Here is a 13,033-nt window from a genome sequence, read left to right as displayed (position 1 = left end):
GAATGCAAGTAGTAGCTGTTTACTCCAGAGTCCTGCGAGTTCTCCCCAATCCTCTCGTATTCTTTCATTTCAATAGATTTGGGAGTATACACAATCTATTTTAACAGACTTAAATATATTCAATTTATGTATAGGGAGAGATTAATTTTGAAAATAAAAATAATAAAGCTTATTTTAGCAATACTATTACTTCAAATAACTAATTTTAGCTACTTGTCATTAACAAATGCAGCCGATGTGCAACCAAATATGAAAGCGGTAACATCTGTACTGAAGAATGAAGCTGTAACTGGAGATGTATATAGCACGAGAGTCTCTCAGGCAACTTACGATATACCATCTCAAGAAAAATTGTTCATAATTAAGTTTTTTGATTATGAAAAAGGGATAACTTCATTCAGAGAAAAGAAAAGAGTGTTCAGTCACTCGTACAAAAATATTCCTATGGTGACTGCTAAACTTAGTCAAAAAGATAAGGAAGAAATTAAACTTGATAATAATGTGGCATTTATAGAGGAGGATCATTACATAACAAAAACATCAAATATACCTCAAAATCTTAAAGAATTTAATGCACTAGAAACATTAGGAACATTCAAAAAAGAAGAACCCTACGGCCCGGGTGTAAGAGTTGCAATACTTGATACGGGAATTGATGTGAACAACAGCCAACTTCAAATCGCAGGCGGTATTTCTTTTATACCGACTGAACCATCTTATTCAGATTATAATGGGCACGGAACACATGTCGCTGGAATATTCTCAACCATAAGCGGTATTACTGGAGGGGGACAATCTTGGGTTGAACTTTTCTCAGAAAAAGTAATGGATAGGAATGGGAAAGGGACTTATAGCGGGGTAATTCAGGCAGTTGACTGGGCGATCGATCAAAAAATGGATATTATATCCATGAGTTTTACAGGGGATGAATATTCTCCTGCTTTAAAAGAAGTGATGGAAAGGGCTAGTGAAAAGGGGATTCTTTTGATAGCGCCAAGCGGAAATGAGGGCAGGGGAGAGGTGTTGTACCCAGCTGCTTTCCCAACAGTTTTAGCAGTAGGAGCGGTGGATCAAAACAATAAATTAGCTTATTTCTCCAATACAGGAAGAGAAATTGATTTAGTTGCACCTGGAGTAAACGTGAAAAGCCTGTATTTAAATAATGAGTTCACTTCCCTAAGTGGTACTTCTATGGCTGTTCCTCATGTAGCGGGAGTTGCAGCATTAATAAAAAAAGAACACACACAATTTTCAAATGAGGATTTAACATCCATAATAAAAAAAACAGCCACTAGGTTAGGGGAACCTCAAAAATATGGGAAAGGCCTTGTTAATGCTGCTAGAGCATTGGAAGTAGCAAGTAGATACAAGCCCCATGTAAAAGGCAAAACGAGTGTAAGTGATTCAGTTTATTCCGCGGTGTATTCAACAATGTCATCCGTGCAAAAATCACTAATACAAGCTGCAGGTTATACTATACCTGGGAGTTTGAATAATAATAGTATTCAAACTGCATTCCAAATTGCATTAAATTCAAACTCATTCTCAACGTCAATTATAGCAGGAGAAGCAAAGTATTTTAAAATTACAAATGATAATGGATGGAGAAATATAGGAATTAATGTTACAGTTACACCTTCTCCGGGAGGATCATTGTCATGTAAAGTAATTAATCCACAAGACAATAAATCAATGCGTTGCAACGATTTAAGGGCGGGAAGAGACTTATCTATTAATACGGCAAATGATTTCTTTTATGTCCAAGTTAATGGCTACAACTCAACTGACTATGTGTTGTCACTTGAAATTAAAGCTGATCTGGATACTATTTTTGAACCTAATGAAACATTTGATCAGGCTAAGTCCATTGAAGTAGGAGCTAGTTACCCTGCTTGGATATGGGACAAATATGATGAAGATTTTTATGAGTTTATTGCTCCAATGGATGGAGTTATGGAGATAAAACTATATGCAGATGGAGTTTCACCTTTCGCTGCAATGTACAACTCCAATAGGGAAATAGTTGGGTATATTGAAGATTATGAGATTACAAATGATTCCAGATCTCAAATAAGAGTAAACGCTGGACAGAAGTACTACCTTGAAATATACAGTGATAATCCTGTTAAATATTCATTTTACGTTAGACAACTAGACTTGATTCATAACTCTTCACTCAATCTGAAGACTAATCAACCACTAGACATTGATAGTGCGGGGCCTGTAGTGGTTACATATAGTTTTGATACTTCCACTCCTGTCACATTTTATACAGATAGATATGGCGGTTATGGTCCATTAACAGATGTAGAAATGTATTTATTTGAAGATGCGGAGCTTACAAAAAAGATTGAACCAGCAAATTATTTTAGTGATATTAAAAGTGATGAAAGTAACAAAGTTAATATATTTATAGCAGATTTTGAAGCAATAAGTAATCATACATATTATCTAAAGGTTATCCCGCGTAATGGTTCGAATGTACACTTAAGACTTGGGGTGGCTCAAGAGGCATTTATTAATTCGCCCATAAATTACAGTTGGATAATTGATTACGCACCTAATGGATGGAGTAAATATTATAAATTCACTGCTCCTAGAAGCGGAGAGTATAAATTTATATTTGATCGTACCGATGATATGAGTTATTCCTATGCGTCATATGTATCATTTTGTAATGATGCCTATGCTGCTGTTTGTCCGGAAGGATCATATATATCTAGTGGGGAAATAAAGAATAAAACACTTTTTATCGGGAAAGATACACCTGTTTTTGTAGGAGTCTATCCGACAGCTGACTCAAAAATAAGATTTTCTATTGTAGAGTCAATGGATCCAAATGAAGTTTTAATAAATACTATAGAAGAGGGAAGTAATGAGTTTAATATTTTGTTCAATAATTTATATTCTAATCCAACAACATTACTTTCCTTCACGCCAATAGCAACTGGTCTATACAGCTTTGATCCAATTTACAGCTCTGATGATTATAATTATCCAAGGGCTATAACTGAATTATTTAGACCGTTCGAGTTAAATAACAAGTTGCTTTTAAATAGTTTATCAGTATCTATGGGCAATAAACTTTTACATTACTTACAACAGGATGTCACTTACTACTTTGCCGTGTATGCAAACTCACCATTTAAAGACGAAACGATAGGGGAATTCAATAAGTTGAAAGTGTCTCTTAATCGAATCGATAATGATTCTGCACCTCCTAGTATTCCAACTAATTTATCGATAGCTGAGAATACGGGGACGCAAATGACCCTAACGTGGACAGAGTCTAGTGATGATGTCGGAGTAAGTTGCTATGAAATCTTTGTTGATGATCTAAAAGTTGGTGAAACGACAAGCACGAGCTTTACCTATCATAATAAAGAAACAAGAATTTACAATTTTGCTATTCGAGCTGTCGACTATGCAATTCATAAGTCAGCTTTTAGCACTTTATCTGTAATGACTAAAGATATTCAAGCTCCAACTACACCTACGAATTTAAGATTATCTTTGACATCTTCCGTAATTAGTTTAAGTTGGTCAGCTTCATCGGATAATATGTGGGTGGAGAGTTACGATATATACAATGGAACTGAATTAATAACAAGTGTTTCAGGTAATGTCACTACGTTTTCATTTACATTATTTCCTGGTACCGCCTATCATTTTACTGTAAGAGCTCGTGATACATCAGGAAACATATCGGCAACTAGTGAAGTGCTGACACTGACAGACTTTCCGACGAATTTCACATATATGTATGATCTCTCAGGGAAACTAGTTTACATAAAGCTTAGCTTAAATAAAATAATGACTGAATTCCAATACGATGAGAATGGTAATCTAGTAAAACGTATTATGAAGTCTAATATTGATCCAGTTAGACCTAGTGAACCATGGAACTTACAAGTTACATTAATTCAAGATACTTCAACTGTAAATCTTTCTTGGACTAGGTCCACGGATAATGTTGAGGTAGTAGGTTACGATATTTATAACAACGATAATATCTTTTTAAGGTCGACAACTGCAAATTCTATTTCTTTAACAGGTCTCCCTAATGGAAACTATTCCTTTAATGTTCGCGCTAAAGATGCTTCTGGAAATCTTTCTTCATCAAGTTTACCAGTGAATATTCAGATTAAACCCTAATTAATTTCAGGTTCTGCTGATTCCTAGCCCTATTAGAAAGAATAGAATTAAAGATGTTACAAGATTGATGCCTATCAAATTCCACATCCTAGAGAACTACATTCGGTAATAACTATTCAAACAGTGAGTGGCAAACAGCAAAATTAGAGTCGGCAGGGTCTGTAACGGTATTGTGAATTGACATGGATGAACACGATCATCGCCACAATGATCTACAATGCGCTTTCTAACTTTTTATAAGTATCCAGCTCTATCGAAACCCGTTCGAATGTTAAAATAAAGAGTTTTTCTCATTGCATAAAACCCTAATTGTTTGTGTAATACTTGCACAGTAGTTTGTGGGCCGCATGTTGGTAATTGGCATGGGCAATAAAGACAGATTAAAGTGACTATTGTTCCATCTGCCTCAGCGAATGCCGAAAGGTTATTAACTAAATAGGGAGGATTAAAAATGAAGAAGTACAAAAAGGCAATTATTATTGCACTATGTTCAGGGTTAGTTATATCTGCATTTTCTCCAATCACGACAGGATTCGCAAGTGAAATGGCTCAAAAAGTCCAAAAAACATTTGGTGGAAAACCTGCAAGTGATTCAAGTATTGTATCACATGTTTCTTCCGTGGCATCACCAACAGAAGAGGCTATTTCAACCCAGATTTCATCGGATCCTCCTGCAAAAAATGAAAGTTTCCTTAGGCAAAGAATAGGACAAACGGAAGCAGATAAATATAACTTTAAAAGTAATGATATTCAAGAGTTATTTAAACAAGGCTACTCTATTGATGATCTTATAAGAGCTGATGCATTGGCAAATGATTGGGATATTGATCCAAAGAAAATACTAAAAGATAAGAGAGAAAAAGGATTGGACTGGAAGCAAGTTGATGAAAACATTCAAAAAGAAAAGTTATCTGAAACTATACAAAAATATAAAAATAAGCATGCTCACGAGATCAAACAATTGGACGAAGCCGATGTTCCATTACAAGATCAAATTGCATTGCTTAGCTTATTGGAAAAAAGGATTGCTCCTCCCGTAGAGCAGATAATTCAACAGTATAAAAAAGATGGAGCTCAAATTATTGGAAAGTATATTCAAGAGAATAAAATATATGAAAATCACTCTAAACCTCAGCAATTCATGAACAAGCATAAACTTTCAGAAGCTGAGATTCAAGGGTTCTCTGAAGAAGATCTAGACAAGTTGGAGAAAGTTTCAAAGGATAACAATGTGGAGCTTAAAGAGTTGATAAAAAATATCAGAACCAATGAAAAAAGACTTAAGAACAAAGAGGTGAAACCATGAGTGTACGATGGTGGACAATTGTTAAAACATGGTTATTATTTGTATTCATATTTATGATTTCTTCACAATCAGCATATGCTGAAGTCAATGTTAACGATCTACAAGGTGTATTAAACGGGCTTGTCGGTCCGTCAGCCGTTAATGAGACAAACAAACCCCAATACAAGGATCAGCAAAATTTAGCGGAGTCCATTGATCCTCAGAGCGGTTCACTAAACTTAAAAATAACCGATCTGTCACTCCCCGGAAAAAATGGTCTTGATTTTACATTGACGCGTTCATATCGTTCTTCCGCATCGGAATATGGCCAGAAGAAAATCAAGTATGTAGATGATCTCTGGGGTTGCCCTTATAAGGTATGGACTTACACTATCACTGTAACAAATACAAATGGCAGTGGGGGGAATTACGGATCATTTCAAACTTTTGCCGCTGCAGATGCATTTCAACAAACGCAGCAGTTTAGGAATATGTTCCCTTTAATGGCTTATAGCTCCATAGGTCTTGGTGGTAATTTTTATTGTAAGAATATCACAAATATCATTAATCCCACGACGTATGATAGATCTAGATACGATCTTGGTGCAGGATGGTCTTTTGCTCTTCCCTCCGTTGAAATGTATGATGATGAATTGTCAGGAGCGAAAAATTACTTTTTGCACGAAGAAGGGGGTGCTGTGTATGGCATGAATTATTACCCTAATTCAAACTCCTATAGCGTAAATGGACATCAACCCGATGATGTTGAATTTAGAGAGGATACCTCATATTCCAACGGACAAAATACATCAAAGTATGTATTCATTAAGAATAGTAAGCGAAAAACGTTTTTTGCGGAAGATGGTCGAGTATTGGGCATTAAGGACCTGCTCAATAATGAAATCAAGTTTTCATACACAAATAGAACTATCAACGGCGTCACGTACCCTTTCATCCAGCAAGTTGTTGACTCCGTAGGCAGGACCATAACGTTTACATATGATAACACAATTAACTCGAGTTCTTTTAATGGAGAGAATATTTTTGTCAATGTAACGGAACCGAGTAATACTAGATCGTTTACAATTAAGTACACAAAGTGGAGAGACTCTGTAGATGGTAGATATGAGCCGTATTTATATTCAGTAACTCAGGCTGAAGGGACAATGGACTCTACTACAGTCTTTTATAATTATAGTACGAGTATGAATACTTTTAGTTTTACAAAAAACGGTAACATATGTGTGATTCCAGCTAAATTAATTACATCCATTATCTATCCTCATTCAGGGACATTTTATTCATATGATTTCATCACTAGAAATCTTGGAGGCAGTGGAAAAACCGACGCCTACCGAGTGAAAGAAAGATTCGATAAACATGCTAAAGCAGGAGAGGCTCTAAATAATAGTAATAATTATAATCTAGCTTTAAACAAACCGGTTTTTGCATCATCAGTATATCAAGATGAAGATGGAGGCTATTGGGGGCCTGGGTATGCAGTTGATGGAATTCCAATTACTAATTGGGCAAGCGTGCCTGGTGTTGCAGCAGCGTCGATTTATGTAGATCTAGGAGCTGTAAAATCTGTAAAATCAGTTAGACTAACGTGGGTAGGGCCATTCGCGCCAACATACGACTTGCAATATTCCAATGATGCTGTAAATTGGACGACAATCAAACGTGTAACCAATGATGTGAATTCTTACATAGATGCTATATTTACGGACGTAAATGCACGGTACATTAAGATGAATGGAGTTGCTATTCATTCTAAAAGATGGGATGTAGGTTACAGTCCGTCGTGGTATGCATTGGGTGAATTTGAAGTATTTGGAGATGAATCGTTGCAAGATTATTACAACTATAACTACATCGGCGATTTTACAGCTAGCCCAAAGTATAACAGTCTTTATGATGCACCATCGGCATATACTTACTCTTCGGAAGTCACTGATATGACAAGGGGGCTGAAGACTACTCATACTTACAATCAACAGACTCAGCCGACAGAGGTTAAAACTATAGCAAAAAATGGCGAAGTTACGCTAGAACGGAACTTAACCTTTGCTTCTAAAGAGGGCATATGGTTGCCTACGCATACTGAAATTACAAAGACAGCGGCGGATGGTACGGCCGCGGAAACGCTTTACGTCGATAAAACGTATGATTATAGATTGTTTCTTTTAAGTAGTACTAAACCATTGACTAGCTCACAACTCAATAATTCAACGACAAGACAAAATTATACGACGACATTTGAGTATGATCCGACGTTCAAATTGATTAGGCAGAAACAATGGAAACAATCACCAACAGTGACATTGACCGAAAGTGTAAGTTACGATGGATACGGAAGAATCCAATCATCTACTAATTCAAATGGGGAAGTCACAACCTATAACTATACCAGTAGCGATGAGGGCGACATTACCGAGACAATTATATCGCTTGAAACAGGAAAAACAGCGCGAACACAAACTGTTTATGGTCCGCTATACCACCGTGCGTATCCAACAAAAGTGAAGAATTATTACACGAATGAAAATGGGATTGTTACGGAAGCCACGACGACTAAAACGTATGATTACCTCACTGGACAAGTATTAAGTGTCACGGATGCAAAGGGACAAACAACCACTTATACTTATGATAATTTGGGGAGAGAGCGAACGGCTACTCTTCCGAGTTTCATAGGTTCTGATGGGAACACATACTCAACAGTGCAAACAACGGAGTATGCTCAGTATCAAACATCTACCACTTTTGATTTAACAAATCAAAACAAACTAACAACGAAAGTCTCAAGTTCTACAACCATTACTAATTTAACAACGGGTGCGCAAGGTACATATAACTATCGGATCGGATTTTATGATGGTTTCGGAAATCTATTGTTGCAACAACTGTATGACTATCAGAACAATATATGGAAAAATGAAGCGCAATATCACTATGATGGAGTAGGGCGCCCTAGTTATATGGGGCAACCGTCTAGTAATAATGACGTAATAAGTGTTGAAAAGAAGGTTACGTATAATGCTTGGGGTGTACCACAAATAACGGATGCTTTTGGTAATTTATACGTAACGGATATGGATTTTGTTCAACGTAAGGTTACCAGTTATATGATTCCACAGGCGAGCGTGGCAACCTATCGAACAGATCCAAACAATCTTTCTTATCGTGAAAATGTACTCGTTGTGTTAAAAGATCAATGGGGACGGGCAATAAGCCGTACGGCTTATCCAAGTTGGCCATCTCAAGCGGAAATAATTACAGAGGCCTACGATTATGATATTGCCGGTAATTTATTAACGTATACGAATCCCAACAACGACGTTACAACCTATAATTATGACAAACTCGATCGGCTTGTTCGGGTTATCGACGCACTTTCCCAAGTAACGTCGTATGATTACACCCGATTAGGTAATTTGAAAAATACTCAACAGAAGGATGGAGTGCAGACATGGATAACAAGTAAGCAATATGACGAGCTCGGCCGCCTAATTGCAAAAATAGATCCAGCAGGGCAAGTTGAGCAATTCGTTCCCAATGAGCTGGGACAAGTTAGCCGTTCGAGGGACTTAAAACAGGTCTGGTTTACAAATGAGTTTGATCAACTCAATCGGATGAAAACACAAACTGCGGCTGAACGAATGAAAAAAATCTACTATGGAATCGAGACATTTGGTCCGACAAAAGTAGAAGAATATGTTGATAACGTATTGGATAATTCCATTGGGTATACGTATGACTCAAATGGTCAGGTAGCATCTGTCACAACACAAAATCATGTTGTAGGTGTATTTAATACGGTTAATTATGAATATAATTTAACCAATATGTTAACTCAAGTAAAACATCCAGATAATTTTTATACCAAGTATTATTATGACAAGATGCGCATAACCAAGGTACAAACAAATGGTAACTCAAACAGTAACGTAACTGATGATTCGCAATATGCAGAATATGACTATTACGGAAATGGTATGCTGAGATCCGTTACTTATCCAAGATTAAATGACTATAGTTATCTTAAGACGACTTATGAATATGACAAAATTAACCGCTTAAAAAAGATAACCAATACAAAGGATACGCAGCAGATTTCACAGTATAGTTACACATACGATAATAATGGAAACATTCAGACTGTGACGGATGCGTCCGGTACCACTAGTTATGCATATGATAAATTAGACAGATTAGTTGAAGTACACCGTCCCGATGGTTCAAAGGATTATTATACTTATGATATGCGCGGTAATCGTACTTCATTGCAGGTAAGTTCAGTTCAGTTAAACTTCAACGATGCAAGCTATACGTATAATACATGGAACCAATTAGCTTCATCTACGGAAAATGGAAAGATGGTAAATTTCGAGTACACCCCTGATGATCTAAGATCAAGGAAGTTTTCACCGACAGAAACCTTTTATTATTCTTATAATTCTTCGGGAAAAGTCATTGCTGAGTCTGATGCAAATAATGTAGTGAAGGCTGAATATATATGGGGTCCTGATCAACTTCTTGTAAAAAATGACAAGGTAAGTAATACAAATTATTATTATTTGTATAATGGTCATGGTGATGTAGTACAAATAGTCGATACTAATGGAAATGTCCAGAATTCATATCAATATAACGAATGGGGTAATATCGTCGGGACACCACAAGAGAATATAAGGAATTCGTTCAAGTATGCAGGTGAGCAGTTCGATACGGAGACAGGGCTTTATTACTTACGAGCTCGGTACTACGATCCGAGTATAGGGAGGTTTATCAACAAGGATACGTATGAAGGGGATATTACGAATCCGCTGAGTTTGAATTTGTATACGTATGTGCATAATAATCCGTTGACAAATGTTGACCCTACGGGTCACTGTGTCTCTGGAGACGAAAGTTGTGATTTTAGTTATTCTTCAAGCAATCACGCTGATGAGAATGGCATATTGAGATTGAATGATACCAACGAAATTGATTATGAATGGTATTTATCTTGGTTTACAATTGATACAATTGGTTTTCATAAAGCGGCAAAAGAAAATGAAAGTCTCAAAGAAGTAGGTAGTACAGTAGTATTTATGTATTTAGCAAGAAATTTGCCTCAAGAATTAATTTCATCATATTTAGGTAATAGTGTAAAAACAAAGAAAGGTAGCAGCGGCAAAGAAACAGTATCAACTAGTGATTGTAATTGCTTTGTTGCTGGGACGAAAATCCTTACAGAGGAAGGGGAGAAAAATATCGAAGACGTTCAAGTCGGCGATAAGGTTCTCTCTAAGGATGAAGCGACTGGTGAGGTAGGATACAAAGAGGTCACGGCTACGTTCAACCATGAGTCGGATGAGATTTACAACATCCACGTGGGCGGCCAAACCATTGAGTCAACCTTTAACCATCCGTTCTATGTGCAAGGCAAAGGGTGGACGTTCGTCAAGGACTTGAAAGTTGGTGACTTGCTTGCTCAGAGTGATGGGAATACACTCAAGGTTGACAGCATTAAATTGGAGCATAGGCAAGCAGCAGTTTATAACTTGAGGGTTGACGGCTTCCATACTTATTTCGTGAGTGACCTTGGTATTTGGGTTCACAATACTAATTGTTGGGGCAAGTTTAGTGCGGATGACTTAAAGAAATTAGGACAGGCCGACCAAAAAGATATTAAGAGAATTACTGGAAATGCTAATGATGCTTTTGGTTTCTTTAAAGAGCAGGTCAGTGGCTATAAAGAAGTTTCACCGGGAGTTTTTGTCGGGAAGGATGCAAATGGGGTTACTTTTACCTATCGCGCATCTTCTAAATCCGGCCCTTCGACAATCGACGTGAACGGAATAAGTGGAGTTCGGAAAATCAAGTTTTTGGAGGATTGATATGAAAAAGATTACTGAAATTGAAGCCATAAAAAATCTTGAACTTAATTTTGTTAAGGTATTCAAGAATAAAGACCCCTTTGATAATTGCTTTACTGATAATATCCAAGCTAAGTTACTTTTGTTTCCTACTGATGGGTATTACCTTCAAGAAGAGCCGTTTAATGTTCTTCGTCAAGCAATCAGTCACTTTGGGGAAGATGATTTCTTTATTTCCGAAATTGAAGGTGACTGCTTTTCCAAGTCATTATCCAGTGGGTCTTACGAACATAGTCACTGGGTGGGTGTGACTTCATCAACATTCGAGGATTATACAGATATCCCAATTGTAATTGAAAACGCAATTTATTCGACTTATGGCAATTGGGGAGTAATTATTTCTCACGAAGGGCATGCAGTTTTGGGCGGTAGTACAGATTTGATAGAGCAGGTTAAGAATTTATATCCCCAATGTATTACCTGCAAACAAAGATTTATTGAGTACTGGGAGCATAATCAAAGAGAGTATAATTCCAACATTGACTGGGTAAATGATTTTTTAAAGCAATTTTCATAACGATTCAGGGGATTAGGACTTTCATATAACGTTACAAGGACCCACAATGCGACTAACCGCGTTGTGGTTTTCTTTTGCCTGCCGAGCTGCATCCACAAAATGAAATTAGCTCAATGCATGCGCCGCGGCGCAACAGCGCTTCACTACTTTCTGAATTTAATAATACATAGCCAGTTCTCTCGGCGGACGGGTGGCTGTCATCCCGCTTCCCGAGGGCTGTTATACGCTTTCACGTGAACCAAAATGAAGCGTGATGGGGGGACGGATTCGTAATAGCCCTCTTCGTAATCCACCACATGGCGAAGAGTTGGGCGTAAAACGCCCAGAAATCGCCGTAGGTGGGCGCTGCTGTCCTGCCGTGATCGTTCGCCTGTTCGAGGGTCGAATTGGGAATTTGCCCGGTTTAAATCATCTGTAACCACGCGCCTCAACCGGATTCGACAAGCGATAGGTACGGGATGAACGATATACGGTCGAATGCTTGAGAGCTATGGATGGATTTTAAGAAAAACGTGACATGCGCTCCTATGTGGGGAATACAGGGATTTTCCATGTGATCGTGTGAGAATCGTTATGCTGTCGGACACTTTACCGTGCGAAAGTCCCCGAACGTTCATTGTATTCTTTATTACGTTAACGCTTTAAATAAAAGGGGGTACGATATTCAGAAGTGAAGCTGAAGTCACACCTGAACATCTGGCTCTACCCTGAAGAGAAGGGAAGAGAAGGGACGGAGCGAAGCGGAGTCTTCCGAGCGAAGCGAGGAGGTCACAGGCAGGAACGAGCCTGAACGTGAAAGCCCGCCTGAATATCCGTGGGCAGCCCATGCCCATAGAAGCCTGGACTGCTTTCTGGACTATGGAAATCCAAGGAATAGATGTGTCTGCTCCTCGCTATCGCTCGGAGGACTTCGCTTCGCTCGTCCGCTGAGTGATATGAAGTTATTATACGAGGTATCTGGATAATCGAAATGCTCTGGTCTTCCGCTGTTCTCTGGATGTAAATATCCCCCACATGCCCCCGCTGGCGACGATTGTTTTTTGCAAATGAAAAATGCTGAGTTTTGCTGCGAAAAATGCCGAGGTCACTTGCCAGTTAACATGAGTTATTGCGGAATTCGTTCCATCGCTTGTTTGAGTCGGAAGCTCTCGC

The 13,033-nt window shown here is 37.9% G+C and carries 4 protein-coding genes; all 4 read left to right on the top strand.

Annotated elements, in window-relative coordinates; all coding sequences use genetic code 11:
- The first annotated feature begins 147 nt into the window (after positions 1-147).
- The gene (locus EYB31_RS34555) at positions 148-4,155 is read left to right on the top strand and encodes a S8 family serine peptidase (RefSeq protein ID WP_165452771.1); all 4,008 of its coding nucleotides are present in this window, start codon (positions 148-150) and stop codon (positions 4,153-4,155) included.
- A gap of 451 nt (positions 4,156-4,606) precedes the next feature.
- Complete coding sequence (locus EYB31_RS34550) at positions 4,607-5,461, top strand: hypothetical protein (RefSeq protein WP_131018152.1); 855 nt, start codon at positions 4,607-4,609, stop codon at positions 5,459-5,461.
- Positions 5,458-11,325 (top strand): polymorphic toxin-type HINT domain-containing protein, encoded by a 5,868-nt coding sequence (locus EYB31_RS34545; protein WP_131018151.1) that lies wholly within the window; start codon positions 5,458-5,460, stop codon positions 11,323-11,325. Before EYB31_RS34550 ends, EYB31_RS34545 begins: the two co-directional genes overlap by 4 nt.
- A gap of 1 nt (position 11,326) precedes the next feature.
- On the top strand, positions 11,327-11,881 hold the full coding sequence (locus EYB31_RS34540) for a hypothetical protein (protein WP_131018150.1): 555 nt from the start codon (positions 11,327-11,329) through the stop codon (positions 11,879-11,881).
- Positions 11,882-13,033 lie beyond the last annotated feature (1,152 nt).

The sequence above is a fragment of the Paenibacillus thalictri genome (assembly GCF_004307995.1).
GTDB lineage: Bacteria > Bacillota > Bacilli > Paenibacillales > NBRC-103111 > Paenibacillus_AF > Paenibacillus_AF thalictri.
This window is presented reverse-complemented; position numbering and strand designations above follow the sequence as displayed.

Coding starts and splice junctions, on each gene's coding strand:
- EYB31_RS34550 (WP_131018152.1), top strand. CDS start 4,607: ATGAAGAAGTACAAAAAGGCAATTATTATTGCACTATGTTCAGGGTTA.
- EYB31_RS34545 (WP_131018151.1), top strand. CDS start 5,458: ATGAGTGTACGATGGTGGACAATTGTTAAAACATGGTTATTATTTGTA.
- EYB31_RS34540 (WP_131018150.1), top strand. CDS start 11,327: ATGAAAAAGATTACTGAAATTGAAGCCATAAAAAATCTTGAACTTAAT.